22 protein-coding genes are annotated in these 25,946 nt (G+C 52.1%); 21 read left to right on the forward strand and 1 reads right to left on the reverse strand.

Annotated elements, in window-relative coordinates; all coding sequences use genetic code 11:
- Nucleotides 1-517 precede the first annotated feature (517 nt).
- From lrhA to nuoN, 14 genes are all read left to right on the forward strand, one after another.
- Entirely contained in the window at nucleotides 518-1,453 is a 936-nt protein-coding gene (lrhA, locus tag MNO13_RS06905) for a transcriptional regulator LrhA (RefSeq protein ID WP_064544815.1), read from the forward strand.
- A gap of 747 nt (nucleotides 1,454-2,200) precedes the next feature.
- On the forward strand, nucleotides 2,201-2,647 hold the full coding sequence (nuoA, locus tag MNO13_RS06910) for an NADH-quinone oxidoreductase subunit NuoA (RefSeq protein WP_064544817.1): 447 nt from the start codon (nucleotides 2,201-2,203) through the stop codon (nucleotides 2,645-2,647).
- A gap of 15 nt (nucleotides 2,648-2,662) precedes the next feature.
- Nucleotides 2,663-3,337 (forward strand): NADH-quinone oxidoreductase subunit NuoB, encoded by a 675-nt coding sequence (gene nuoB, locus MNO13_RS06915; RefSeq protein ID WP_034458804.1) that lies wholly within the window; start codon nucleotides 2,663-2,665, stop codon nucleotides 3,335-3,337.
- A gap of 89 nt (nucleotides 3,338-3,426) precedes the next feature.
- Nucleotides 3,427-5,238 carry an NADH-quinone oxidoreductase subunit C/D gene (nuoC, locus tag MNO13_RS06920; protein WP_121815184.1) on the forward strand — a complete coding sequence of 604 codons (1,812 nt, stop codon included), beginning with the start codon at nucleotides 3,427-3,429 and terminating at the stop codon, nucleotides 5,236-5,238.
- 2 nt (nucleotides 5,239-5,240) lie between these two features.
- Nucleotides 5,241-5,741, forward strand: coding sequence for an NADH-quinone oxidoreductase subunit NuoE (gene nuoE / locus MNO13_RS06925; RefSeq protein ID WP_064544821.1), 501 nt, complete (start codon nucleotides 5,241-5,243; stop codon nucleotides 5,739-5,741).
- Nucleotides 5,738-7,078, forward strand: coding sequence for an NADH-quinone oxidoreductase subunit NuoF (gene nuoF, locus MNO13_RS06930; protein WP_133521959.1), 1,341 nt, complete (start codon nucleotides 5,738-5,740; stop codon nucleotides 7,076-7,078). Before nuoE ends, nuoF begins: the two co-directional genes overlap by 4 nt.
- A gap of 202 nt (nucleotides 7,079-7,280) precedes the next feature.
- Nucleotides 7,281-10,004 carry an NADH-quinone oxidoreductase subunit NuoG gene (gene nuoG, locus MNO13_RS06935; protein ID WP_133521958.1) on the forward strand — a complete coding sequence of 908 codons (2,724 nt, stop codon included), beginning with the start codon at nucleotides 7,281-7,283 and terminating at the stop codon, nucleotides 10,002-10,004.
- On the forward strand, nucleotides 10,001-10,978 hold the full coding sequence (nuoH, locus tag MNO13_RS06940) for an NADH-quinone oxidoreductase subunit NuoH (protein ID WP_064512669.1): 978 nt from the start codon (nucleotides 10,001-10,003) through the stop codon (nucleotides 10,976-10,978). Before nuoG ends, nuoH begins: the two co-directional genes overlap by 4 nt.
- A gap of 14 nt (nucleotides 10,979-10,992) precedes the next feature.
- Nucleotides 10,993-11,535, forward strand: coding sequence for an NADH-quinone oxidoreductase subunit NuoI (gene nuoI / locus MNO13_RS06945; protein ID WP_064544825.1), 543 nt, complete (start codon nucleotides 10,993-10,995; stop codon nucleotides 11,533-11,535).
- Nucleotides 11,536-11,547: 12 nt separating this feature from the next.
- Nucleotides 11,548-12,105 (forward strand): NADH-quinone oxidoreductase subunit J, encoded by a 558-nt coding sequence (nuoJ, locus tag MNO13_RS06950; protein WP_064544827.1) that lies wholly within the window; start codon nucleotides 11,548-11,550, stop codon nucleotides 12,103-12,105.
- Nucleotides 12,102-12,404 (forward strand): NADH-quinone oxidoreductase subunit NuoK, encoded by a 303-nt coding sequence (gene nuoK / locus MNO13_RS06955; RefSeq protein WP_034458791.1) that lies wholly within the window; start codon nucleotides 12,102-12,104, stop codon nucleotides 12,402-12,404. The genes nuoJ and nuoK overlap by 4 nt, the downstream gene beginning before the upstream one ends.
- Nucleotides 12,401-14,242 carry an NADH-quinone oxidoreductase subunit L gene (nuoL, locus tag MNO13_RS06960; RefSeq protein WP_121815186.1) on the forward strand — a complete coding sequence of 614 codons (1,842 nt, stop codon included), beginning with the start codon at nucleotides 12,401-12,403 and terminating at the stop codon, nucleotides 14,240-14,242. The genes nuoK and nuoL overlap by 4 nt, the downstream gene beginning before the upstream one ends.
- A gap of 129 nt (nucleotides 14,243-14,371) precedes the next feature.
- Nucleotides 14,372-15,901 carry an NADH-quinone oxidoreductase subunit M gene (nuoM, locus tag MNO13_RS06965; RefSeq protein WP_064544830.1) on the forward strand — a complete coding sequence of 510 codons (1,530 nt, stop codon included), beginning with the start codon at nucleotides 14,372-14,374 and terminating at the stop codon, nucleotides 15,899-15,901.
- A gap of 6 nt (nucleotides 15,902-15,907) precedes the next feature.
- Nucleotides 15,908-17,365 carry an NADH-quinone oxidoreductase subunit NuoN gene (gene nuoN, locus MNO13_RS06970; RefSeq protein WP_064544832.1) on the forward strand — a complete coding sequence of 486 codons (1,458 nt, stop codon included), beginning with the start codon at nucleotides 15,908-15,910 and terminating at the stop codon, nucleotides 17,363-17,365.
- A 126-nt stretch (nucleotides 17,366-17,491) separates the two neighbouring features.
- Here nuoN and MNO13_RS06975 read toward each other — a convergent pair whose 3' ends face one another.
- Nucleotides 17,492-19,279 carry a methyl-accepting chemotaxis protein gene (locus MNO13_RS06975; protein WP_064544834.1) on the reverse strand — a complete coding sequence of 596 codons (1,788 nt, stop codon included), beginning with the start codon at nucleotides 19,277-19,279 and terminating at the stop codon, nucleotides 17,492-17,494.
- Nucleotides 19,280-19,661: 382 nt separating this feature from the next.
- Here MNO13_RS06975 and MNO13_RS06980 point away from each other — a divergent pair, with 382 nt between their 5' ends.
- From MNO13_RS06980 to MNO13_RS07010, 7 genes are all read left to right on the forward strand, one after another.
- A complete protein-coding gene (locus MNO13_RS06980) occupies nucleotides 19,662-20,618 on the forward strand; it encodes a YbgA family protein (RefSeq protein WP_241939679.1) in 957 nt (318 codons plus the stop codon).
- 12 nt (nucleotides 20,619-20,630) lie between these two features.
- Nucleotides 20,631-22,049 carry a deoxyribodipyrimidine photo-lyase gene (phrB, locus tag MNO13_RS06985; protein WP_241939680.1) on the forward strand — a complete coding sequence of 473 codons (1,419 nt, stop codon included), beginning with the start codon at nucleotides 20,631-20,633 and terminating at the stop codon, nucleotides 22,047-22,049.
- Nucleotides 22,050-22,059: 10 nt separating this feature from the next.
- Nucleotides 22,060-22,803, forward strand: coding sequence for a type 2 GTP cyclohydrolase I (locus MNO13_RS06990; RefSeq protein ID WP_064544840.1), 744 nt, complete (start codon nucleotides 22,060-22,062; stop codon nucleotides 22,801-22,803).
- 20 nt (nucleotides 22,804-22,823) lie between these two features.
- Nucleotides 22,824-23,480: a 5-oxoprolinase subunit PxpB gene (pxpB, locus tag MNO13_RS06995; RefSeq protein ID WP_121815190.1), complete on the forward strand. Its 657-nt coding sequence runs from the start codon at nucleotides 22,824-22,826 to the stop codon at nucleotides 23,478-23,480.
- On the forward strand, nucleotides 23,474-24,406 hold the full coding sequence (pxpC, locus tag MNO13_RS07000; protein WP_064544844.1) for a 5-oxoprolinase subunit PxpC: 933 nt from the start codon (nucleotides 23,474-23,476) through the stop codon (nucleotides 24,404-24,406). Before pxpB ends, pxpC begins: the two co-directional genes overlap by 7 nt.
- A 17-nt stretch (nucleotides 24,407-24,423) precedes the next feature.
- Entirely contained in the window at nucleotides 24,424-25,215 is a 792-nt protein-coding gene (nei, locus tag MNO13_RS07005) for an endonuclease VIII (protein WP_241939681.1), read from the forward strand.
- Nucleotides 25,216-25,307: 92 nt separating this feature from the next.
- Complete coding sequence (locus MNO13_RS07010; RefSeq protein WP_237932419.1) at nucleotides 25,308-25,835, forward strand: hypothetical protein; 528 nt, start codon at nucleotides 25,308-25,310, stop codon at nucleotides 25,833-25,835.
- The last annotated feature ends 111 nt before the right edge of the window (nucleotides 25,836-25,946 follow it).

Below are 25,946 nucleotides of genomic sequence, written 5' to 3' on the forward strand. Positions count from 1 at the left end.
ATCGGATAATTCGCAACAAAAGTTATGGGATGGCGTGTTTTGCGGTAAGATACACTACTGAAAATGGTAGGTGGTTTTCGGTATAAATAACGCAACTCCATGTTTTATGGTGGGTTGGTTTGTCTGCGTTGTAGTGTGTCAATTGCCAGTACAATGAAGTGACTTAAAGAAAATCCCCATCCTGTTTACACTTGTTTCTGCTATGAGTTGAATAAATAAAGCTCAGTACTGAAGTGGATTTACAATAATTACTCAGTTTTAATTTCAGTGACTAGTACGTTAAGACGAATGTTTGTATGTTGTTAACGACAGTATAATATCCCAGAAATACGTGCTTTGCATTATTGCTTCGCGTACCTCTGGCAGTATGAAAAATAAATAAGTCAGAACGGCTGTCAGGATGACGGTGCTCCCCTTCGGGAGGCGTTCTGTAAAAGGGAATTGCTTTATCTTTTTGATAAATCACAGCAATAAAACTAAGGCAGACTCGTAAGAGCAACCTGATAGTGAAAAAATTATGATTAACGCAAATCGTCCGATACTCAATCTCGACCTCGATCTGCTCAGGACTTTTGTTGCCGTAGCGGATCTGAATACTTTTGCCGCTGCAGCCGTTGCGGTTTGCCGCACTCAATCGGCTGTAAGCCAGCAGATGCAGCGCCTTGAACAGTTAGTAGGAAAAGAGCTTTTTGCCCGTCATGGCCGTAATAAACTGCTGACCGAGCACGGTATCCAGCTCCTTGGTTATGCGCGAAAGATTCTGCGTTTTAATGATGAAGCTTGTACTTCGCTAATGTTTAGTAATTTGCAGGGCGTATTAACGATTGGAGCATCTGATGAAACTGCAGATACCATCCTGCCGTTTCTGCTTAACCGGATAAGCTCGGTGTACCCTAAATTGGCGTTGGATGTGCGTGTTAAACGTAATCCGTTTATGGTTGAAATGCTTAATCAGCAGGAAGTGGATCTCGTCGTCACGACCTCGAAACCTGCGCATTTTGAATCCATTGTGTTACGGACTTCGCCAACTTTATGGTACTGCGCCGCTGATTACGTGTTCCAGAAAGGTGAAACGGTGCCTTTAGTGGTGCTCGATAACCCTAGCCCGTACCGTGACATGATGATTGAACAACTCAACGCTGCACGCATTCCGTGGCGTATTGCTTATGTTGCGTCAACACTTTCTGCTGTACGCGCTGCGGTAAAAGCCGGGTTGGGGATTACATCACGGCCTGTAGAAATGATGAGCCCAGAACTGCGCGTGCTTGGAGGTGCCGATGGTTTGCCAGCGATGCCTGATACGCAATACATGCTGTGCCGTAATTTGCAAACCACTAATGATTTAGCTCAGGCTATTTTCAGTGCGCTGGAAAACAACCCGAATCCATATCGTTACGTGGTTTCCTCAGACGAGGACGGCGATACCATGTTGATGGAAGGCGATTTCGAGTAACGCATTCCCCGTCATAATTCGAGTAGCAGGGGTGTTGGCTGCACTATTCGGCTCATCCATGAGCCTCACCCCTTTGGGGCCGCCTACCTGCAACTCGAATTATTTAGGGGATGTAGCCGTCATACGGGTTTGTTAGTAACAATTTATGAAATTCGAAAACAGGTCATTGAGCACTTTTTGGGTCTCAATGGCTTGTTTTTTAATCAGTGAACGTTAAATTGACGGGGGTTTTGTAAAAACACGTTTTAAAACAATCTACTTTACCTCCTCTTTGTCACCTGTCTTCTCCTGCTAGCCTACTAATCAACTCGTGTTTAATTGTTAAAAAATACGCTGCAATGTTGTCATTTTTTGATATGAATTAACAGAAGCGTGTCTCAGATCAAGAAAATACTCCCTATAGGGGGGATGAATAGTTGAGAAATCCTGCCAAAATAGAGCAGCAGTTAATTTTTTCCTCCTTAACGGACACGATTCACCTTCATTAAAACCGAGTTAATAACTCGGCGTTACTAGCTTTTAAGGCACTTAATGTTAATGAAGTTGGCTTCATGTAAATTAATGTGTGGATACTTTTGTTAAAGTTGACAAAAGGTTATAGAAAGGAGTAAAAAACCCCATCAATGTGCTGGTAAAGTTTTGATTCCGGCAGTTATTGTAAGGTTTATTGTTCCTCCCCATGAATCGATGTGGTGTTCATCTGCCAGCAAGAGCAGAGACTTTGGCGCCACTTTTGATGAGTAAGCAATGAGTATGTCAACATCCACTGAAGTTATCGCTCACCATTGGGCGTTCGCAGTCTTTCTTATTGTTGCCATAGGCCTGTGTTGCGTAATGCTTCTCGGGGCCTGGTTCCTTGGCGGGAGAGCTAAGGGTCGGCACAAAAACACTCCCTTCGAGTCAGGTATCGACTCAGTTGGTACAGCGCGCTTACGCCTATCCGCTAAGTTCTACTTGGTTGCCATGTTCTTCGTCATCTTCGACGTGGAAGCCTTGTATCTCTACGCGTGGTCAGTGTCTATTCGTGAAAGCGGATGGGTAGGCTTCGTCGAGGCCGCAATTTTCATTTTTGTGCTACTGGCAGGCCTGGTGTATCTCGTGCGCATTGGCGCGCTTGATTGGACTCCCGCGCGTTCGCGTCGCGCCCATATCAACCCAGAAACCGACAGTATTACTAACCGTCATACGCAGTAAAAATGAGGCAATAAGATGGACTATACGCTCACCCGCATAGACCCCGACGGTGAGAACGACCGTTACCCCCTGCAAAAACAGGAGATCGTAACCGATCCTCTTGATCAAGAAATCAACCGTAGCGTGTACATGGGCAAGCTCGAACATGCCATGCACGATATGGTGAACTGGGGGCGTAAAAACTCAATTTGGCCTTATAACTTTGGCCTTTCTTGCTGCTACGTTGAGATGGTGACCTCGTTTACCGCGGTTCATGACGTGGCACGTTTTGGTGCCGAAGTACTGCGTGCATCTCCGCGTCAGGCCGACCTGATGGTGATTGCAGGAACCTGCTTTACCAAAATGGCTCCCGTTATTCAGCGCCTTTACGATCAAATGCTTGAGCCAAAATGGGTGATCTCGATGGGTGCCTGCGCTAACTCCGGCGGCATGTACGACATCTACTCTGTGGTACAGGGCGTGGATAAATTCCTGCCTGTGGATGTTTACATCCCTGGTTGCCCACCGCGCCCGGAAGCTTACATGCAGGCTCTGATGCTGCTGCAAGAATCCATTGGCAAAGAGCGTCGTCCATTGTCCTGGGTTGTTGGCGATCAAGGTGTTTATCGCGCCAACATGCAGTCAGAACGTGAACGTAAACGTGGCGAGCGTATCGCTGTCACCAACTTGCGGACACCAGACGAGATTTAATATGCGCCTGTGGGCAGTGTGAGTTTACTTCGCATATCAATAATACTAGCGCGAAGCCACTGCTGACAGTCACCACAGTACCATTTGCAATGGTGAGAATTATGACCGATTTAACTGCGCATGATGCCAACCAGGAAGCCTGGCAAACCCGTGACCATTTAGATGATCCGGTAATTGGCGAACTGCGTAACCGTTTTGGGCCGGATGCCTTCACTGTTCAGCCAACCCGCACTGGTGTTCCGGTGGTCTGGGTTAAGCGAGAGCAATTACTCGAAGCAGTCGATTTCTTAAAGAAACTTCCGAAGCCCTATGTCATGTTGTTCGACTTACACGGCATGGATGAACGCCTTCGTACTCACCGCAACGGTTTACCGGCTGCGGATTTTTCCGTTTTCTACCACCTGATTTCTATCGATCGCAACCGCGATATCATGCTCAAGGTGGCGCTGTCTGAAAACGATCTGAATGTACCGACAATCACCAAACTTTTCCCGAATGCCAACTGGTATGAGCGTGAAACCTGGGAAATGTTTGGCATTACCTTTAATGGTCACCCGCACCTGACGCGCATCATGATGCCGCCAACGTGGGAAGGCCATCCGCTGCGTAAAGATTATCCGGCGCGTGCCACCGAATTCGATCCGTTTGAATTGACCAAACAGAAAGAAGACCTCGAGATGGAAGCGCTGACCTTCAAGCCTGAAGAGTGGGGCATGAAGCGCAGCAGCGAGCATGAAGATTTCATGTTCCTGAACCTCGGTCCAAACCACCCATCCGCGCACGGTGCATTCCGTATCGTTCTGCAACTCGACGGTGAAGAGATTGTCGACTGCGTACCGGACATCGGTTACCACCACCGTGGTGCTGAGAAAATGGGCGAGCGTCAGTCCTGGCACAGCTACATTCCGTATACCGACCGTATCGAATATCTCGGCGGTTGCGTAAACGAAATGCCATACGTGTTAGCGGTTGAAAAACTGGCGGGTATCAAGGTTCCTGAACGTGTAGACGTTATCCGCGTCATGCTGTCTGAACTGTTCCGTATCAACAGCCACCTGCTGTACATCTCCACGTTTATTCAGGACGTGGGCGCGATGACTCCGGTGTTCTTCGCCTTTACCGACCGTCAGAAAATTTATGACCTGGTTGAAGCGATTACCGGTTTCCGTATGCACCCGGCCTGGTTCCGTATCGGCGGTGTGGCTCACGACTTACCAAACGGTTGGGAACGTCTGCTCAAAGAGTTCCTCGACTGGATGCCAAAACGTCTGGATTCCTACGAGAAAGCTGCGCTGCGTAACACCATCCTGAAAGGTCGTTCTCAGGGCGTTGCTGCCTATGGCAAGAAAGAAGCGCTGGAGTGGGGCACCACCGGTGCTGGCTTGCGCGCAACGGGCGTTGACTTCGATATCCGTAAAGCTCGCCCTTACTCTGGTTATGAAAACTTCGACTTCGAAATCCCGGTCGGCGGTGGCGTCAGTGACTGCTACACCCGCGTGATGTTGAAAGTTGAAGAGCTTCGCCAGAGCTTGCGCATTCTTGACCAGTGTCTGAAAAACATGCCTGCTGGCCCGTTCAAAGCTGACCATCCGCTGACAACGCCGCCGCCGAAAGAGCGCACGCTGCAGCATATCGAAACCCTGATCACTCACTTCCTGCAAGTTTCGTGGGGCCCGGTGATGCCGGCTAACGAATCCTTCCAGATGATTGAAGCGACGAAAGGGATTAACAGTTACTACCTGACCAGCGACGGCAGCACCATGAGCTACCGCACCCGCATCCGTACTCCGAGCTTTGCGCACTTGCAGCAAATCCCGTCGGCGATTCGCGGCAGCCTGGTTTCTGACCTGATTGTCTATCTGGGTAGTATCGATTTTGTAATGTCTGATGTGGATCGCTAACTATGCACGATAAACAACAACCCCAGGCAGAAGCCTTTGAGCTGAGTCAATTCGAGCGTGATGCGATTGAGCACGAAAAACATCATTACGAAGATGCTCGCGCAGCGTCTATCGAAGCGCTGAAGATTGTTCAGAAGCAGCGTGGCTGGGTGCCTGACGGCGCGATTTATGCCATCGCTGAAGTTCTGGGCATTCCAGCCAGCGACGTAGAAGGTGTTGCCACATTCTACAGCCAGATTTTCCGCCAGCCGGTAGGCCGCCACGTTATTCGCTATTGCGATAGCGTGGTTTGCCACATTACGGGCTACCAGGGCATTCAGTCGGCAATCGAAGCAAAACTGGACATCAAACCGGGTCAAACCACGTTTGATGGTCGCTTTACCCTGCTGCCAACCTGCTGTCTGGGTAACTGCGATAAAGGGCCGACCATGATGATTGATGAGGACACTCACAGCCATCTGACGCCGGAAGCGATCCCTGACTTGCTGGAGCAGTACAAATGAAAACCGTTATTCGTACTGCCGAAACCCATCCGCTGACCTGGCGGCTGCGTGATGACAAACAGCCGGTCTGGCTGGATGAATATCGCAGCAAAAACGGCTACGAGGGTGCTCGTCTTGCGCTGACTGGCCTGGCACCGGATGAAGTCGTTAATCGTGTTAAAGACTCTGGCCTGAAAGGGCGCGGCGGTGCGGGCTTCTCCACCGGTCTGAAGTGGAGCCTGATGCCGAAAGACGAGTCCATGAACATCCGTTACCTGCTGTGTAATGCCGATGAAATGGAACCGGGTACTTATAAAGACCGTTTGCTGATGGAGCAACTGCCACACCTGTTGGTGGAAGGCATGCTGATTTCTGCATTCGCCCTGAAAGCTTACCGCGGTTACATCTTCCTGCGCGGCGAGTATATCGAAGCGGCTGTGCATCTGCGCCGCGCGATTGCTGAGGCGACCGAAGCGGGCTTGCTGGGCAAAAACATTCTCGGTTCTGGTTTTGATTTTGAGCTGATCGTGCACACCGGTGCCGGGCGTTATATCTGTGGTGAAGAAACCGCGCTGATTAACTCCCTGGAAGGCCGCCGTGCCAACCCACGTTCAAAACCCCCATTCCCTGCTTCAAGCGGCGTGTGGGGTAAACCAACGTGTGTAAACAACGTTGAAACCCTGTGCAACGTGCCAGCGATTCTGGCCAACGGCGTGGAGTGGTATCAAGGCATTTCGACCAGCAAAGATGCTGGCACCAAGCTGATGGGCTTCTCTGGTCGTGTGAAAAACCCAGGCGTTTGGGAGTTACCGTTCGGTACCACCGCGCGTGAAATTCTCGAAGATTACGCTGGTGGCATGCGCGATGGCCTGAAATTCAAAGCCTGGCAGCCGGGTGGGGCAGGGACGGATTTCCTGACCGAATCACACCTTGATCTGCCGATGGAATTCGAAAGCATTGGTAAAGCGGGTAGCCGTTTAGGTACCGCACTGGCGATGGCCGTAGACCATGAAATTGGTATGGTGCCGCTGGTTCGTAACCTGGAAGAGTTCTTCTCCCGTGAATCGTGCGGCTGGTGTACACCTTGCCGTGACGGTCTGCCGTGGAGTGTGAAAATTCTGCGTGCGCTGGAACGTGGCGAAGGCCAGCCTGGGGACATCGAGACACTTGAGCAACTGTGTCGTTTCCTTGGGCCAGGTAAAACCTTCTGTGCGCATGCGCCAGGTGCGGTTGAGCCATTGCAGAGTGCGATTAAATATTTCCGCGACGAATTCGAAGCGGGCATTGCCAAACAAGATTTCGGGAACACCCGCGCGATTAGCGGGATTCAACCGAACTTGTTAAAAGCGCGCTGGTAACACCTGACAACAAGTTTGCAGGTTATAAAATTTTATAATTAATGCCTGAAAAGTAATCAAGAATTTCGCACTGAGGCAAGGCGGCAAAGGAGTGAATCCCTGGGAGTTTAGTTAACTAAATGACCAGGGTGAGCGAGAGAAGCCAACGCAGTCGCAGTGTGAAAGACGAAGATTATTCAGGCCAACTGGAAGCATGCTGACTATGGCTACGATTCATGTAGACGGCAAAGAATATGAGGTAAACGGGTCAGACAACCTGCTACAAGCATGTCTGTCTCTCGGCCTCGATATTCCTTATTTTTGCTGGCACCCGGCGCTAGGCAGCGTCGGTGCTTGCCGCCAGTGCGCGGTGAAGCAATATCAAAACGCAGAAGATCTCCGTGGCCGCCTGGTGATGTCTTGTATGACACCCGCCTCTGACGGCACGTTTATCTCCATTGACGATAGCGAAGCGAAAGAATTCCGTGAAAGCGTGGTTGAGTGGTTAATGACTAACCACCCGCACGACTGCCCGGTTTGTGAAGAAGGTGGCAACTGCCATCTGCAAGATATGACGGTGATGACCGGCCATAGCTTCCGTCGCTACCGCTTCACTAAACGTACTCACCGCAATCAGGATCTCGGCCCATTCATCTCTCACGAAATGAACCGCTGTATCGCCTGCTACCGCTGTGTGCGTTATTACAAAGATTACGCTGATGGCACCGATTTGGGTGTTTACGGCGCGCACGATAACGTCTACTTCGGTCGTCCTGAAGACGGTACGCTGGAAAGTGAATTCTCCGGTAACCTGGTAGAAATCTGCCCGACCGGCGTATTCACAGATAAAACGCACTCCGAGCGTTATAACCGTAAGTGGGACATGCAGTTTGCACCAAGCATCTGCCAGCAGTGCAGCATCGGCTGTAACACCAGCCCGGGTGAGCGCTACGGTGAACTGCGTCGTATCGAAAACCGTTACAACGGCACCGTGAACCATTACTTCCTGTGTGACCGTGGCCGCTTCGGTTATGGCTACGTCAACCTGAAGGATCGTCCACGTCAGCCGATCCAACGTCGTGGCGACGATCTGATCACGCTGAATGCCGATCAGGCAATGCAGGGCGCGGCAGATATTCTGCGCCAGTCGAAGAAAGTGATCGGTATCGGATCCCCACGCGCCAGCGTAGAAAGCAACTTTGCGCTGCGCGAGCTGGTCGGTGCGGACAACTTCTACACCGGTATCGCAACCGGTGAGCAAGCACGTCTGGAACTGATGCTCAAAGTGCTGCAAGAAAGCGGCATTCATACTCCGGCCCTGCGTGAAATCGAATCTTACGATGCGGTTTTGGTACTCGGAGAAGACATTACTCAGACCGGTGCGCGTGTTGCGCTGGCTGTGCGTCAGGCCGTGAAAGGCAAAGCGCGTGAAATGGCAGCGGCACAGAAAGTGGCTGACTGGCAGATTGCCGCAATCCTCAACATTGGTCAGCACGCTAAACACCCACTGTTTGTCACCAATATAGACAGCACTCGTCTGGACGACATCGCAGCATGGACTTACCGCGCTCCGGTTGAAGATCAGGCTCGTCTGGGCTTTGCGGTTGCTCACGCGCTGGATAGCAATTCCCCAGCCGTTGAACTCGATCGCGACCTGAAAAACAAAGTCGACGTGATTGTGCAAGCGCTGGCGGGTGCGAAGAAACCATTGATCGTTTCCGGTACTAACGCCGGTAGCGAAGCGGTCATTCAGGCGGCAGCCAACGTGGCTAAAGCGCTGAAAGACCGTGGTGCCGATGTCGGTATCACCATGGTGGCTCGTGCGGTAAACAGCGTTGGCCTCGGTCTGATTGGCGGCGGCTCGCTTGAAGAAGCGTTGAGTGAACTGGAAAGCGGTGCTGCCGATGCGGTAGTGGTGCTGGAAAACGATCTGCATCGCCATGCTTCTGCAACTCGCGTTGATGCAGCACTGAGCAAAGCGCCGTTGGTGATGGTTATTGACCACCAACGCACGGCAATTATGGACAAAGCCCATCTGGTGCTGTCCACCGCAAGCTTCGCTGAGAGTGACGGTACGGTGATTAACAACGAAGGTCGCGCACAGCGTTTCTTCCAGGTTTATGACCCGTCTTACTATGACCACTCCGTGGTGATGCTCGAAAGCTGGCGCTGGCTGCATTCCCTGCACAGCACAGTTGAAAGCCGTGAAGTGGACTGGACGCAGTTAGATGATGTTATCGATGCATGCGTGAAAGCGTTGCCACAACTGGCCGGAATTAAAGATGCGGCACCGGATGCCAGCTTCCGTATTCGTGGTCAGAAACTGTCGCGTTCTCCAATCCGCTCCAGTGGCCGTACCGCGATGCGCGCCAATATTAGCGTGCATGAACCGCGTCAGCCGCAGGATAAAGACACCATGTTCGCCTTCTCTATGGAAGGGAACAACAGCCCGACGGCTAATCGTCAGCAAATTCCATTCGCATGGGCACCAGGCTGGAACTCACCGCAAGCATGGAACAAATTCCAGGCCGAAGTGGGGGGCAATCTGCGTCACGGCGATCCGGGTGTGCGCCTGATTGAAGCCTCCGAAACGGGTATGGATTTCTTCACTGATGTGCCGGAAATCTTCCACGCTGAAGACGGGAAATGGCGTATCGCGCCGTACTACCATCTGTTTGGTAGTGATGAAATGTCCCAGCGTTCTCCGGTGTTCCAGAGCCGTATGACTGAGCCGTACATCAAGCTTAATCCGTCTGATGCTGCAAAACTCGGTGTTAATGCGGGTAGCCTGATTTCGTTTAGCTATGAAGGCCAGACGCTAAGTCTGCCGCTGCAACTTTCCGAAGGACTGGCGGCAGGGCAGGTAGGTTTACCGATGGGGATGCCTGGCATCGCTCCGGTACTGGCGGGTGCTTGTCTTGAAAATCTTCAGGAGGCTGGCCAATGAGTTGGTTAACACCGGATGTTATCGACATTCTGCTGAGCATTCTCAAAGCGGTCGTAATCCTGCTGGTCGTGGTGACATGCGGCGCGTTCATGAGCTTTGGTGAGCGTCGTTTGCTGGGCCTGTTCCAGAACCGTTACGGGCCAAACCGTGTGGGCTGGGGCGGTTCGCTCCAGTTAGTCGCGGACATGATCAAGATGTTCTTTAAAGAAGACTGGACTCCGCGCTTTGCGGACCGCGTCATCTTTACTCTGGCACCGATGATTGCTTTCACCTCGCTGTTGCTGGCCTTTGCTATTGTGCCGGTCAGCCCAAGCTGGGTGGTTGCCGACCTGAACATTGGTATTTTGTTCTTCCTGATGCTGGCGGGTCTGGCGGTTTACGCCGTGCTGTTCGCCGGTTGGTCAAGTAACAACAAATACTCACTGTTGGGTGCAATGCGTGCTTCTGCGCAGACACTCAGCTACGAAGTGTTCCTCGGTCTGTCTTTGATGGGCGTTGTGGCGCAGGCGGGTTCGTTCAATATGGGCGATATCGTGGATAACCAGGCGAACCTGTGGAACGTGATCCCACAGTTCTTCGGTTTTGTGACCTTCGCTATCGCAGGCGTCGCGGTTTGTCACCGTCACCCGTTTGACCAACCAGAAGCCGAGCAAGAGCTGGCCGATGGTTATCACATCGAATATTCAGGCATGAAATTTGGCCTGTTCTTCGTGGGTGAATACATCGGTATCGTGACTGTTTCTGCCCTGATTGTGACCCTGTTCTTTGGTGGCTGGCATGGCCCGTGGTTACCGCCGTTCATCTGGTTCGCGCTGAAAACCGCGTTCTTCATGATGATGTTCATTTTGATCCGTGCAGCATTACCGCGTCCACGTTATGACCAGGTAATGTCCTTCGGCTGGAAAATTTGCCTGCCGTTGACACTGGTCAATCTGCTGGTGACCGCCGCGGTCATTCTCTATCAGGCACCATAAGGGGTGAAAAAACCATGACATTGAAAGAGTTAGTGGTTGGTTTCGGCACCCAGGTACGCAGTATCTGGATGATTGGTCTGCACGCGTTTGCCAAACGCGAAACGCAGATGTATCCGGAAGAGCCAGTCTATTTACCGCCGCGCTATCGTGGCCGCATCGTGTTAACGCGCGATCCGGACGGCTCCGAGCGTTGCGTTGCCTGTAACCTGTGTGCGGTAGCCTGCCCGGTAGCCTGTATCTCTTTGCAAAAAGCAGAAACCAAAGACGGCCGCTGGTATCCAGAGTTCTTCCGTATCAACTTCTCGCGCTGCATTTTCTGTGGTTTGTGCGAAGAAGCGTGCCCAACCACGGCGATTCAGCTGACACCAGATTTCGAACTGGGTGAGTTTAAGCGCCAGGATTTGGTCTACGAAAAAGAGGATCTGCTGATTTCCGGTCCGGGCAAATACCCGGAATATAACTTCTACCGGATGGCGGGTATGGCAATCGACGGCAAAGATAAGGGCGAAGCGGAAAACGAAGCCAAGCCTATCGACGTCAAAGGCCTATTACCTTAAAGGAGCAAGGCAATGGAATTCGCTTTTTATATTTGCGCAATCATCGCGGTTGGGACCACCTTACGGGTGATCACGCATACCAATCCGGTGCATGCCTTGCTGTATCTGATCATCTCGTTGTTGGCTATCTCCGGCGTGTTCTTCGCGCTGGGAGCGTACTTTGCCGCAGCGCTTGAGATTATCGTCTACGCCGGTGCCATCATGGTGTTGTTCGTTTTCGTGGTCATGATGCTGAACCTCGGTGGTGCGGTCGTTGAACAAGAGCGCAACTGGCTGAAACCGCAGTTGTGGATTGGTCCTGGCATTTTATCAGCCATTCTGCTTTCGGTGCTGGTGTACGCGATTCTGAGTCTTAATGACCAGGGGATCGACGGTACCTCCGTCAGTGCTAAACAAGTGGGTATCGCACTGTTTGGACCGTACGTTCTGGCAGTGGAATTAGCCTCGATGCTGTTGTTGGCGGGTCTGGTTGTGGCATTCCACCTGGGTCGTGAAGACCGTCCGGGTGAAGTGCTGAGCAACCGCCAGGCTGACCAGGCTGTGAAAAGAAAAACGGAGGAGCACGTATGATTCCGCTGCAACATGGACTTATCCTCGCGGCTATCTTGTTCGTACTGGGGCTGACTGGCCTGGTGATTCGTCGCAACCTGCTTTTCATGCTGATTAGCCTGGAAGTGATGATTAACGCCGCGGCTCTCGCCTTTGTGGTCGCGGGCAGTTATTGGGGCCAGGCTGATGGTCAGGTGATGTATATACTCGCGATTAGCTTAGCTGCTGCCGAAGCCAGTATCGGCCTCGCACTGTTACTGCAGCTCCATCGTCGTCGCCAGAGCCTGAATATCGATTCAGTAAGTGAGATGCGTGGATGAACCTTCTCTGGTTAACCATTCTTTTGCCTTTTATTGGCTTTTTGTTGTTGGCGTTCTCGCGTGGTCGTTGGTCAGAAAACCTTTCTGCCACGGTTGGGGTCGGCTCGATTGGGCTGTCCGCGTTAGTCACGGCGATTGTTGGGTTCGACTTCTTCAATAACGGGCAACAAGCCTTTACCCAGCCGTTGTGGACGTGGATGTCAGTGGGCGATTTTAATATCGGCTTCAATCTGATCCTCGACGGTTTGTCACTGACCATGCTTTCTGTGGTCACGGGTGTTGGCTTCCTGATCCACATGTACGCTTCCTGGTATATGCGTGGGGAAGAGGGCTATTCCCGCTTCTTCGCCTACACCAACCTGTTTATCGCAAGCATGGTTGTTCTGGTGCTGGGCGATAACCTGCTGCTGATGTATCTCGGCTGGGAAGGCGTGGGTCTGTGCTCGTATCTGCTGATTGGTTTCTACTACACCGATCCGAAGAACGGCGCGGCGGCCATGAAAGCGTTCGTGGTAACCCGCGTGGGCGACGTGTTCCTCGCTTTCGCACTGTTCATTCTTTACAACGAACTGGGCACGCTGAACTTCCGCGAAATGGTTGAACTGGCACCGCAGCACTTTGCGGCTGGTAACCAAATGCTGATGTGGGCAACCCTGATGCTGTTAGGCGGCGCGGTAGGTAAATCTGCTCAGTTGCCATTGCAGACCTGGCTTGCGGATGCGATGGCTGGCCCAACGCCAGTTTCAGCGCTGATCCACGCGGCAACCATGGTTACCGCCGGTGTCTACCTGATTGCCCGTACTCACGGCCTGTTCCTGTTAACGCCTGAAGTGCTGCATTTAGTGGGCATCGTCGGTGCAGTGACGCTGGTAATGGCAGGCTTTGCGGCGCTGGTGCAAACCGATATCAAACGTGTGCTCGCGTACTCGACCATGAGCCAGATTGGCTACATGTTCCTGGCACTCGGCGTACAAGCGTGGGATGCGGCGATTTTCCACCTGATGACGCACGCGTTCTTCAAAGCGCTGCTGTTCCTGTCGTCTGGTTCGGTGATTCTTGCCTGCCACCACGAACAAAACATCTTCAAAATGGGTGGCCTGCGTAAGTCCATTCCGCTGGTGTATATCTGCTTCCTGGTCGGTGGTGCAGCCTTGTCTGCGTTACCACTCATTACTGCTGGCTTCTTCAGTAAAGATGAGATTCTGGCCGGTGCGATGGCGAATGGTCATGTGAACCTGATGGTTGCAGGTCTGGTCGGTGCGTTTATGACCTCACTGTATACCTTCCGTATGATCTTCATCGTCTTCCACGGTAAAGAGCAGATTCACGCGCATGCACTTAAAGGCATTACTCACCACTTGCCGCTGATTGTGCTGCTGGTGTTGTCCACTTTCGTGGGTGCCATGATTGTTCCGCCATTGGCGGGCGTCCTGCCAGCAACCACTGAGCTTGCGCACGGTAGCGTGCTGACCCTGGAGATTACTTCAGGCGTTGTGGCTATCGCCGGTATCCTGATTGCTGCCTGGTTGTGGCTGGGCAAACGCACTCTGGTGACCGCCATTGCCAACAGCGCACCGGGCCGCTTCTTCGGTACCTGGTGGTTCCATGCCTGGGGCTTCGATTGGCTGTACGATAAAGTCTTCGTTAAGCCATTCCTGGGTATCGCCTGGTTGATTAAGAGCGATCCGCTGAATTCACTGATGAACATTCCGGCAGTTCTTTCCCGCTTTGCAGGTCGCGGCCTGTTGGTGAGCGAGAACGGTTATCTTCGCTGGTATGTGGCATCAATGAGTATCGGTGCAGTCGTGATTCTGGGCTTGCTGCTGGTCTTGCGCTAACTCCATACAACTCCCCCTCTCCATCAGGGAGAGGGTCGGGGTGAGGGTGGTTTACCTTCCCCGGCGTCTTAATACAGATGGGAAAGTGAGTGATGTTTTGGTTTATTTTGACTTAGGGACACAAATGCCATGCTATTACCCTGGCTGATACTCATCCCCTTTATTGGCGGCTTCTTCTGCTGGCAGACTGAACGCTTCGGCGTAAAAGTGCCGCGTTGGATTGCGCTGATAACGATGGGACTGACACTGGCTCTCTCGATGCAACTGTGGTTAGCCGGTGGCTACACGCTAACGCAATCTGCAGGTTTGCCGCAGTGGCAGTCTGAATTTATCCTGCCGTGGATCCCACGTTTTGGGATTGAAATCCACCTGGCGTTGGATGGCCTGTCACTGCTGATGGTGGTCCTGACCGGCCTGCTCGGCGTGCTGGCGGTACTCTGTTCCTGGAATGAAATCGAAAAATATCAGGGCTTCTTCCACCTCAACCTGATGTGGATCCTCGGTGGCGTTATCGGCGTGTTCCTTGCCATCGACATGTTCCTGTTCTTCTTCTTCTGGGAAATGATGCTGGTGCCAATGTACTTCCTGATTGCACTGTGGGGCCACAAAGCCTCCGACGGGAAGACGCGTATCACCGCTGCAACCAAGTTCTTCATCTATACCCAGGCAAGTGGCCTGGTGATGTTGATTGCCATTCTTGGTCTGGTGTTTGTGCATTACAACTCAACCGGCGTCTGGACATTTAACTACGAACAATTGCTACACACTGAAATGTCCAGCAGCGTTCAATGGTTGCTGATGCTGGGCTTCTTCATTGCGTTTGCGGTGAAAATGCCAGTGGTTCCCTTGCACGGTTGGCTGCCGGATGCGCACTCCCAGGCACCAACGGCGGGTTCTGTTGACCTCGCAGGTATCTTGCTGAAAACAGCAGCCTACGGCCTGTTGCGTTTCGCGCTGCCACTGTTCCCGGAAGCTTCCGCTGAATTTGCCCCAATCGCTATGTGGCTGGGTGTCATCGGTATCTTCTACGGCGCGTGGATGGCCTTCGCACAAACCGATATCAAACGTCTGATTGCTTATACCTCCGTTTCCCACATGGGCTTCGTGTTGATTGCCATTTATACCGGCAGCCAACTGGCTTACCAGGGTGCGGTGATTCAGATGATTGCGCACGGTCTGTCTGCGGCCGGTATGTTCATCATCTGTGGTCAGATTTACGAGCGTCTGCATACCCGTGATATGCGCCTGATGGGCGGCCTGTGGAACAAAATTAAATGGCTGCCGGGTCTGTCGTTGTTCTTTGCGGTGGCAACTCTGGGGATGCCGGGTACCGGTAACTTCGTTGGCGAATTTATGATTCTGTTCGGCAGCTACCATGTCGTGCCAGTGATTACCATTATCTCTACCTTCGGCTTGGTCTTTGCCTCTGTTTATTCTCTGGCGATGATTCATCGTGCTTACTTCGGTAAAGCAAAAAGCGAAATCAGTGATAAGCAACTGCCAGGCATGTCGCCGCGCGAGTTCTTTATCATCCTGTTGCTGGTGGTGTTGTTAGTCCTGTTGGGCTTCTACCCGCAGCCAATTCTGGATACTTCGCATGCCGCGATGAGCAATATTCAGCAGTGGTTTACCAGTTCAATTCCAACTACAAGGCCGTAATTCGCCATGACTATAACTCCTCAACAATTGATCGCGCTGCTACCGCTGCTCGTCGTCGGATTGACGGTGGTGGTTGTGATGCTCTCCATAGCGTGGCGACGCGACCATTTTGTCAATGCAACACTGGCAGTAATCGGCCTGAACGCCGCACTCGTTTCACTGTGGTTTGTTGGCCAGGCTGGCGCAATGGACGTCACGCCGCTGATGCGCGTCGATGGCTATGCGATGCTTTACACCGGTTTGGTTTTGCTGGCGAGCCTCGCGACTTGTACCTTTGCTTACCCGTGGCTCGAGGGTTACACCGACAACCGCGAAGAGTTTTACCTGCTGGTGCTGATTGCAGCCCTCGGCGGTATTCTGCTGGCAAACGCCAATCACCTGGCGGCACTGTTCCTCGGCATTGAGTTAATTTCACTGCCGCTGTTCGGCCTGATTGGTTACGCCTTCCGACAGAAACGTTCGCTGGAAGCCAGTATCAAGTACACCATTTTGTCTGCCGCAGCCTCTTCATTCCTGCTGTTCGGTATGGCGCTGGTGTACGCAGAGTCTGGCGACTTGTCGTTTGTAACGCTCGGTAAGAGCCTCGCTGACAACATGCTACACGAACCGCTGCTGCTGGCAGGTTTTGGTCTGATGATTGTCGGCCTCGGCTTTAAACTGTCACTGGTTCCATTCCACCTGTGGACGCCAGATGTGTATCAGGGCGCTCCGGCTCCGGTTTCCACTTTCCTGGCAACCGCCAGCAAAATCGCCATTTTTGGTGTGGTGATGCGTCTGTTCCTCTACGCGCCAGTGGGCGATAGCGAAGCGGTACGCGTGGTGCTCGGTATTATCGCCTTCATCTCTATCATCTTCGGTAACCTGATGGCGTTGAGCCAGACCAATATCAAGCGTCTGCTTGGTTACTCGTCTATCTCACACCTTGGTTATTTGATGGTGGCATTGATTGCGCTGCAAAGCGGCGACATGTCGATGGAATCGGTTGGTGTTTATCTGGCAGGCTACCTGTTCAGCAGCCTTGGTGCGTTCGGCGTGGTGAGCCTGATGTCCAGCCCGTACCGTGGCCCGGATGCAGATTCGCTGTATTCTTACCGTGGTCTGTTCTGGCACAAACCAATTTTGTCTGCGGTCATGACGGTGATGATGTTGTCACTGGCAGGTATCCCAATGACACTGGGCTTTATTGGTAAGTTCTACATCATTGCGGTCGGTGTTCAGTCTCACCTGTGGTGGTTGACTGGCGCTGTGGTACTGGGTAGTGCGATTGGTTTGTACTACTACCTGCGCGTGACGGTGAGTTTGTATCTGAATGCACCGCAACAGCCAAACCGTGATGCTCCGACTAACTGGGCGTTCACTGCTGGCGGTGTGGTGGTGTTGATCTCCGCCGTGCTGGTGTTGTTGCTGGGTGTTTATCCGCAACCGTTGATCAGCCTGGTGCGTTTGGCAACACCGATGATGTAAGTGGTTTTGGTCGGGTTAGCGCCCGCGACCCCTGCTAAATCCCCAAATATAAAGGCTACCGAATCGGGTAGCCTTTTTTTTGCTCTGAGTTTACTGGGGAGCCGAAGCCGGGTTTTTCCTGCCGCCTTACAGACGGAACTGATTCACCGCAAGAGTCAGTTCACTTGCCTGATCCTGGAGTGCCGCCGAAGCGGTGGTTGATTCCTCAACCAGGGCGGCGTTCTGCTGCACCATGGTATCGAGTTGCGCTACCGCAGTATTGATCTCTGCAATGCCTTTCATTTGCTCATCCGCAGCCTGGTTAATCTCCGCCATCATCGTCGTGACTGAAGAAACACTGGTGACAATTTCCTGCATGGTATTACCGGTATGGTGAACCTGCTTTGCACCCGATGACACACTCGTCACTGTCGAGTCGATAAGCACTCTTATCTCTTTAGCTGCCTGGGCACTACGACTTGCCAGGTTTCGTACTTCATTTGCCACAACCGCGAATCCTCTTCCTTGTTCACCTGCGCGAGCGGCCTCTACCGAGGCATTGAGTGCCAGAATATTTGTCTGGAACGCAATGCCATCAATGACGCCGATAATATTGCCGATCTTCTCGGAGGCAGCTTCTATGGTGTTCATAGTCTGAATCACTTCGCGCACTGAGTTACCACCACGACGTGCCACCTCAGCGGCAGAAAGAACGGCCTTGTTTGCTTCATGAGATGAACTGGCAGAGTGCGCGACTGTTGAGGCGATCTGTTCTAGTGCCGCTGAGGTTTCTTGCAGGCTTGCGGCGGCAGATTCTGTCCGTGCAGAAAGATCGATATTCCCGGAGGATATTTCCTCGGAAGCAATGCGCACCGACTCGCTGCTGCTACGAATAGATTTCATCACCACCGCGAGTTTGTCGACAAACCGGTTAAACGCGCTGGCAATCTGTGCCACTTCATCTTTGCCGTCTACCGCTAAGCGCTGGGTTAAGTCCTCCGTACCCTGAGCGATGGAATCCATTGCCTCGCGAATGCGGATCAGCGGGCCAAGGCTGCGTTTAGTGATAAAGCTGACGATCAGTGCGGCGAGCGCAATTAGTACGAACATAGAGACAGTTGAAGTCCAGAGCAGTGAACGCATACTTGCGGTAGCCTCTGCTTTATCCATCGCCACAACGATGTACCAGTTGGTGCTTTTAACCGGCATGGCAATCATAAAGGTTGGGCGTCCCAAAACATCAGCCTGAATCGGTACTGAAGAATTCAGCAACTCTGGCAGGCTGAGTGCCTGTGCGATGCCGGACAGGGGTTTGAGGGTGAGCGATTCGTCCGGGTGCGCGATGATCGTTCCATTAGCATCCATCAACATGCCGAAGCTGCCTGCGGTTGGATGAATAGCCCGAACGTTGGCTATCACCGCATCCATATTGATGTCGCCTTCCACCACACCCAGTAGTTCTCCGTTTTCAATACGCGGAGCTGCCACGGTGACAATAAGTTTTCGCGTACCGGCATCCTGATAAGGATTCGTCACAATGGGTTTTTTCGCTTGAGCAGCCTGGATATACCACGGACGAGAAGTGGGATCGTAACCTTCAGGAATACCCGATGCATCGGAGGAAATATCTCGTTTGTCCGGATAACCAATATCCACATTAATAAAATTCCCTGAAGTGGCAACCAGGGTTAACAGTGGAACCGGATCGGTATCGCTGACATGGGGTGTCAGAGAACTAATTTGTGCGACTTTGGTTTCAGTCCACTGATTCACGGTTGCCGAGTGACTCTGCGCCAGGGCGGTAAGCGTACTATTGATTGAATTATTGTTTGCCGAATGGCTAATTAGATAATTAATAGAGGTATTTACACATAATGCGCCGACGACAATTAATGTAGTCGCAACTAAAACCCTACTGCGGATGGAGTTAAACATGCTGTAACCTTCCGGGTTAATTATAAATTCATTAGTGGCTATTAACGACCGGAATGGGGATAACTTTAATTATTTATACCGATAAAGGGTGGCTGAATATAGTCAATATATACGCAAGTTGTTGCTGTGTTAAAACGCTACAATCCCAATCCAAAAGGGTTGTTAATATATCTTATGAGCTGAGCTTCAAATTCTCGTAGTATTAATGAGTCAAAAGGCGGGAAAACATTGGCTTTGTTTAAAATACGTTGGCTTGTCATAGAGTTATCCTTTAAAAAATAATTCTGGTTGTATTGAGATGGCAAGAGAAGTCATCCCGATGCAGCAAAGATTATCTGTTGGGCTTGCTACACTTAACGGGACACATTCAAAGGAGTACGTCATGAGCGATAAAATTCCCATTGGCATCAGCGCTTGTTTACTCGGGGAAAATGTCCGCTTTGATGGCGGGCATAAACGGCTGGCATTTGCCGTCAATGAATTAGCGCCGTGGGTGCATTTCGAACCTGTATGCCCTGAAATGGCGATTGGTTTACCGACACCAAGGCCTGCTTTGCGGCTAGTCAAACTAGATGAGGGGCAAGTAGCCTTGCGCTTTAGCAATCATCACGAAGGGGATTTAACCCTGGCGATGCAACAATTTTCCACACGTCGTGTAGCCAGTCTCGATCATCTGTGCGGTTATATTGTTTGTGCTAAATCTCCAAGCTGTGGCATGGAACGGGTAAGAGTTTACGACCCCGAGGGAAGTAATAACCGAAAAAGTGGCACCGGGATATTTACCGCGGAACTGAAACGACAATTGCCGTGGCTTCCGGTTGAAGAAGATGGGCGTTTGTACGATCCGGCAATTCGCGAGAACTTTGTCGAGCGCATTTATACACTTCATGAACTTAATATTTTACGCCAGTCTGGTCTGACACGAGGCGGACTCATTGGTTTTCATAGCCGATACAAATTATTGCTCCTCGCTCATTCTCAGCCGCAATACCGCGAACTGGGGCGCTTTGTTGCCGATATAGAAAGCTGGGATTCACTGGATGCTTTTTTCATTGAATACCGTCAGCGCTTGATGGATTTGCTTGCCCATCAGGCGACACGTCGTAACCACACTAATGTGCTGATGCACGTTCAGGGATATTTCCGCCGCCAGTTAAATTCGCGCCAGCGCCAGGAGCTATCAGGGCTTATCGACAGATATCGCCAGGGAACCCAGCCTTTACTGGCACCCATCACCTTGTTAAAACACTATATGGCAGAATATCCTGACGCTTATCTGGCGCAGCAGCGCTACTTTGAGCCTTATCCTGAAACGTTACGCTTACGTTTGGGCAATTAATCATGGAGTTGTATGACCACGCATTTGGTCTGGTTTCGCAATGATTTACGGGTGAACGATAACCTGGCGTTGGCAGCGGCCTGCCGTGACCCTGGTGCCCGAGTGATTGGCATATTTATCGCCACTCCGCTGCAATGGCGTAAACATGAGATGTCGCCTCGTCAGGCTGAATTCATCTGGCAGCATTTGCAAAGCTTGCATGCCGCGCTTGCGGAAAGGGGAATTGAGCTGTTTGTTCGGCAAGCTGATGGTTTTGATGACTGCGTCGGTTTCCTGCAAAACTTCTGTGAAACGCAGAAGGTGGACGCGCTTTTTTATAACTATCAATACGAGCTGAATGAGCGCCAGCGCGATGCCGCAGTAGAAAAGGTGTTATCCCCAGGCGTGGTTTGCCAGGGTTTTGATGACAGCGTTTTATTGCCGCCAGGTAGTGTGACGACGGGTAATCACGAGATGTACAAAGTGTTTACGCCGTTTAGCAGAGCATTTATCAAACGCCTTAATGAAGGTCTGCCTGAATGTGTTTCAGCGCCGCAAGTGCGCAAAACCACTATGCCTGAACCACAAAAACTCACCGTATTTGATTACCCGTGCCAGCCCATTGACCCGAATCTTTTCCCCTGTGGTGAAAAACAGGCGATTAACCAGTTGCGCCTGTTTTGCCGCCAGTCGGTCGTGGATTACGCGCAACAGCGAGATTTTCCCGCCATCGACGGCACCAGCCGTCTGTCGGCTTATTTGGCTGTTGGGGTGTTGTCGCCGCGCCAGTGCCTGCATAGATTATTGAAAGAGCATCCTCAGGCGCTGGAAGGGGGGGGCGGGGCCGTCTGGTTAAACGAGTTAATCTGGCGTGAGTTTTATCGCCATTTGCTGGTGGCATACCCAAAACTTTGCCGTCATCAGCCGTTTATCTCATGGACAGACAACGTCACCTGGCGACAAGATGACGCTCAGTTTGTTGCCTGGCAGCAAGGCAGAACCGGTTTTCCAATTGTCGATGCGGCGATGCGGCAGTTGAGCTCCACGGGCTGGATGCACAACCGCTTACGAATGGTGGTGGCCAGTTTTCTGGTCAAAGATTTATTGGTCGACTGGCGGCAGGGTGAACGCTACTTTATGTCACAACTGATTGATGGCGATCTGGCCGCAAACAACGGTGGCTGGCAGTGGGCTGCCTCGACGGGGACTGATGCCGCACCCTATTTTCGTATCTTTAACCCGACCACCCAAGGCGAGCGATTCGATGGGAAAGGTGAATTTATCCGCCAGTGGTTGCCAGAACTGAGTAGGGTGCCTGATAAACACATTCATACCCCATGGGTTTGGGCCGTGAAGCAGTCACTGACGCTGGACTATCCCCGTCCCATTGTTGACCATAAACAAGCACGTATAACGACACTCGCGGCTTATGAAGCGGCGCGTAAATCTTGAGAGAAAGAAAATGAAAAATAGCGAACTGGAACGCCTGATTAACGAAAAACTCAACAGCGCCGCAATCAGCGACTATGCGCCAAATGGTTTGCAGGTTGAAGGGCGCGAAGAAGTGCGCAAAATTATCACTGGCGTGACGGCAAGTCAGGCGTTGATAGATGAAGCGATACGCCAGCAAGCGGATGCGGTGATTGTTCACCACGGTTACTTCTGGAAAGGCGAGTCACCGGTGATTCGTGGCATGAAGCGCAATCGCCTGAAAGCGTTGCTGAGTCACGACATCAATCTCTACGGCTGGCATTTGCCGCTCGATGCTCATCCACAGCTTGGCAACAACGCGCAACTCGGGGCGCTGCTGGGGATTGAAACCAAAGGTGAGGTTGAGCCGCTGGTGCCGTGGGGTGAGTTTCCGACGCCGCTTTCCGGTGTCGAACTGGCATCATGGATTGAGATGCGCCTTGGGCGTACACCGCTGTGGAGCGGTGATACCGGTCCTGAGCAAATTCGCCGTGTCGCCTGGTGTACTGGTGGTGGGCAAAGCTTTATCGATAGTGCGGCTCGTTTCGGTGTTGATGCGTTTATCACTGGCGAAGTGTCCGAACAAACGATCCATTCGGCACGCGAACAAGGGCTGCATTTCTATGCGGCCGGGCATCACGCCACTGAACGCGGCGGCATTCAGGCACTGAGCGACTGGCTGAATAGCGAAACAGATTTGGACGTAACCTTTATCGATATCCCTAATCCGGCATAGCGCCAAACCAAGGAGCAAAAGTGCAAAGAGCACGGTGTTATCTGTTAGGCGAAAGCGCAGTGGTTCTTGAGCTGGAACCCCCTTTATCGCTAGAAAGTCAGCAACGCATCTGGGGATTAACTCAACGACTATTGGAATCACCAGCGGTTTCGGAAGTGATTCCTGGGATGAACAACATCACTGTGGTTCTGCGTGAACCACAAAGCCTGGCACTGGATGGCATTGAGCGGATTCAGCGCTGGTGGGAAGAGAGTGAGGCGATGGTACCGGAATCCAGGCGCATTGAGATCCCGGTGATTTATGGCGGTAGTTTCGGCCCCGATCTCGACGAAGTGGCCGGGCATTGTGGATTATCGCCGCGTCAGGTTGTGGAGTTGCACTCCTCGGTTGACTACATCGTCTACTTCCTTGGCTTCCAGCCTGGTTTCGCCTATCTCGGCGGTCTGGCACAAAGGCTTGAGACTCCGCGTCGTGCTGAACCGCGTTTGATGGTTCCTGCCGGTTCGGTGGGGATTGGTGGCAGCCAGACAGGGATTTATCCGCTCGCGACACCGGGTGGATGGCAGCTTATCGGCCAGACCCCGGTGCAATTATTCAATCCGACAGCTGAAATGCCAACGTTGTTAACGCCGGGTGATACCGTACGCTTCGTGCCTCAAAAGGAGGGTGTGTGCTGAAAATAATTCGTGCAGGAATGCACATGTCGGTGCAGGACACCGGACGTTATGGTTATCGGCAATTGGGCGTGAGCCGTTGTGGTGCGTTGGATGCACCGGCACTGCAAATGGCGAATTTACTGGTGGGCAATGCACCAGAAAGTGCGGCGCTAGAAATCACCCTGGGCAATTGTGTCATTGAGTTCACCCAGGATGGTTGGTTTGCCTTAACCGGGGCGGGCTGCCACGCTGAGCTGGATGGTCATGCCGTGTGGACAGGCTGGCGCCTGGCAGTGAAAGCAGGCCAACAACTACGCCTGAAAGCACCGGAACGTGGGATGCGAAGCTATCTTGCTGTGGCGGGCGGGTTAGATATTCCTGAAGTGCTGGGTTCTTACAGCACCGATTTGAAAGCACAGGTTGGCGGTCTGGAAGGGCGGTTAATTAAAGATGGCGATGAAATCCCACAGCTGCCTGCAACGCGGCATTTCCGCGAAGCGCGTGGGGTGAAGCAACTGCTGTGGGGAAACCGCATACGCGCACTGGAAGGGCCGGAATATCACGAGTTTACGCAAACCTCGCAGGATGCGTTCTGGCGTTTACCATGGCAGCTAAGCCCGCAAAGTAACCGGATGGGTTATCGCTTGCAGGGGCAGCGTCTGGAGCGCACCACCGACCGCGAATTGCTGTCACACGGGCTGTTGCCGGGAGTGGTTCAAGTCCCCCATAACGGTCAGCCCATCGTATTGATGAATGATGCGCAGACCACAGGTGGCTATCCAAGGATTGCCTGTGTTATCGAAGCGGATATGTTTAATCTGGCACAATTACGGCTTGGTGAACCGATCCATTTTGTGCACTGCACTCTGGAAGAGGCGCTCAAAGCACGACGCGAACAGCAAATCTATCTTGAACAGTTGGCCTGGCGGCTGAATAACGAAGACTGATTATTAAGGATGATGTGATGCCAGAAGGCCCAGAAATCCGGCGCGCAGCAGATAAACTCGAGGACGCCGTTTTAGGCAAATCGTTAACGGGTGCCTGGTTTGCGTTTCCGGAACTGAAGGCGTTTGAAACTGAGTTGGTTGGTCAAAAAGTCGCGCGGATAGAAACGCGCGGCAAAGCCTTACTGACACACTTTTCCAGTGGCTTAACCCTGTACAGCCACAATCAGCTTTATGGGGTATGGCGCGTGGTTAATGCCGGTGAAATGCCGCAAACCACACGAATCTTACGCGTGAAATTACAGACTGCGGATAAAGCCATTCTGCTCTACAGCGCGTCAGATATCGAAATGCTCGATGCAAATCAGCTATCGAACCATCCTTTCTTGCTACGTGTGGGGCCGGATGTGCTTGATATGACGCTGACGCCACAGCAGGTAAAAGATCGTTTATTGTCGTCACGCTTTCGTAAGCGGCAGTTTAGTGGTCTTCTGTTGGACCAGGCTTTTCTGGCGGGTTTGGGAAACTACCTGCGGGTTGAAATTCTCTGGGCCGTTGGGTTACTGGCGCATCATAAAGCACAGGATTTAACCCCTGAACAACTCGAAAAACTGTCTTACGCGCTGCTGGATATTCCACGGTTTTCATACAACACGCGTGGCACTGTGGATGAAAACAAACACCATGGGGCGATTTTCAGCTTCAAGGTTTTTCATCGGGCAGGGGAGAAATGCGGACGCTGCGGTGGGGTAATCGAGAAAACTATGCTCTCTTCGAGGCCGTTTTATTGGTGCCCTGGCTGCCAGCATTAAAGAATCCTGAAGATTGCGTTTATTTCATAGGGCGGAAATCGAGTATATTGAGATGCAGATCACAAAAAAGTCTTAAAGGAAGATGTTGCACTATGAGTTATCGTTTCGCCATTGCTGCCGTGGCAGCCGTTTTAGCCCTGACAGGGTGTGCAAAATCGAAAAGCACCGACCCGGCGCCAGCATTTGATTTCGGCTCCTCGCGGGTGACCGTGACGCATATCCCGACAAAAACCGACGATGGCACCGCTATACACGTGACCATTGATAACAAGGATGCCGGTGTGCTGGGGACGGGTGAGAGCCTTGAGGTACAACTTCCAGAGGGCAAACACAAAGTCGGCGGCTATGCCCGTACGCTGATTGGCCGTGTGACCATAGCGCCTGTCGAAGTGTCGTCATCGCGCGATGTTATCAGCCATGTGACCTATTCTGTTACGAACGGCAAACCGATATTTATCGTCCGTGCCGCAACCCCGGTTCCGCAACCGAAGTCAGAATCGATTCCCGCAGAACCCGTTCCGGTTATGCCGCAGCAAATTGAAGCCCCAGTCACTGCCGAACCGGCGCAAGCTGAAGCACCTGCTGCGCCAGTAGTAACGCCGGAAACGCCGCAGGTATAATGCTGGCCAACTCCCCGCGCCGAAAAGACAAAGCCCATGTAAAACATGGGGATGCCAGCGGTTTTAAGCATAAAAAAAACGCGCCGATTGGCGCGTTTTTGTTTCCAGCAT

It is taken from the genome of Buttiauxella ferragutiae (assembly GCF_022637515.1).
In the GTDB taxonomy this organism is placed as follows: Bacteria; Pseudomonadota; Gammaproteobacteria; order Enterobacterales; family Enterobacteriaceae; genus Buttiauxella; species Buttiauxella ferragutiae.

What these genes read in the sequence shown, in the direction of transcription:
- lrhA (WP_064544815.1), top strand. Translation starts at nt 518, where the DNA reads ATGATTAACGCAAATCGTCCGATACTCAATCTCGACCTCGATCTGCTC.
- nuoA (WP_064544817.1), top strand. Translation starts at nt 2,201, where the DNA reads ATGAGTATGTCAACATCCACTGAAGTTATCGCTCACCATTGGGCGTTC.
- nuoB (WP_034458804.1), top strand. Translation starts at nt 2,663, where the DNA reads ATGGACTATACGCTCACCCGCATAGACCCCGACGGTGAGAACGACCGT.
- nuoC (WP_121815184.1), top strand. Translation starts at nt 3,427, where the DNA reads ATGGTGAGAATTATGACCGATTTAACTGCGCATGATGCCAACCAGGAA.
- nuoE (WP_064544821.1), top strand. Translation starts at nt 5,241, where the DNA reads ATGCACGATAAACAACAACCCCAGGCAGAAGCCTTTGAGCTGAGTCAA.
- nuoF (WP_133521959.1), top strand. Translation starts at nt 5,738, where the DNA reads ATGAAAACCGTTATTCGTACTGCCGAAACCCATCCGCTGACCTGGCGG.
- nuoG (WP_133521958.1), top strand. Translation starts at nt 7,281, where the DNA reads ATGGCTACGATTCATGTAGACGGCAAAGAATATGAGGTAAACGGGTCA.
- nuoH (WP_064512669.1), top strand. Translation starts at nt 10,001, where the DNA reads ATGAGTTGGTTAACACCGGATGTTATCGACATTCTGCTGAGCATTCTC.
- nuoI (WP_064544825.1), top strand. Translation starts at nt 10,993, where the DNA reads ATGACATTGAAAGAGTTAGTGGTTGGTTTCGGCACCCAGGTACGCAGT.
- nuoJ (WP_064544827.1), top strand. Translation starts at nt 11,548, where the DNA reads ATGGAATTCGCTTTTTATATTTGCGCAATCATCGCGGTTGGGACCACC.
- nuoK (WP_034458791.1), top strand. Translation starts at nt 12,102, where the DNA reads ATGATTCCGCTGCAACATGGACTTATCCTCGCGGCTATCTTGTTCGTA.
- nuoL (WP_121815186.1), top strand. Translation starts at nt 12,401, where the DNA reads ATGAACCTTCTCTGGTTAACCATTCTTTTGCCTTTTATTGGCTTTTTG.
- nuoM (WP_064544830.1), top strand. Translation starts at nt 14,372, where the DNA reads ATGCTATTACCCTGGCTGATACTCATCCCCTTTATTGGCGGCTTCTTC.
- nuoN (WP_064544832.1), top strand. Translation starts at nt 15,908, where the DNA reads ATGACTATAACTCCTCAACAATTGATCGCGCTGCTACCGCTGCTCGTC.
- MNO13_RS06975 (WP_064544834.1), bottom strand. Translation starts at nt 19,279, where the DNA reads ATGTTTAACTCCATCCGCAGTAGGGTTTTAGTTGCGACTACATTAATT.
- MNO13_RS06980 (WP_241939679.1), top strand. Translation starts at nt 19,662, where the DNA reads ATGAGCGATAAAATTCCCATTGGCATCAGCGCTTGTTTACTCGGGGAA.
- phrB (WP_241939680.1), top strand. Translation starts at nt 20,631, where the DNA reads ATGACCACGCATTTGGTCTGGTTTCGCAATGATTTACGGGTGAACGAT.
- MNO13_RS06990 (WP_064544840.1), top strand. Translation starts at nt 22,060, where the DNA reads ATGAAAAATAGCGAACTGGAACGCCTGATTAACGAAAAACTCAACAGC.
- nei (WP_241939681.1), top strand. Translation starts at nt 24,424, where the DNA reads ATGCCAGAAGGCCCAGAAATCCGGCGCGCAGCAGATAAACTCGAGGAC.
- MNO13_RS07010 (WP_237932419.1), top strand. Translation starts at nt 25,308, where the DNA reads ATGAGTTATCGTTTCGCCATTGCTGCCGTGGCAGCCGTTTTAGCCCTG.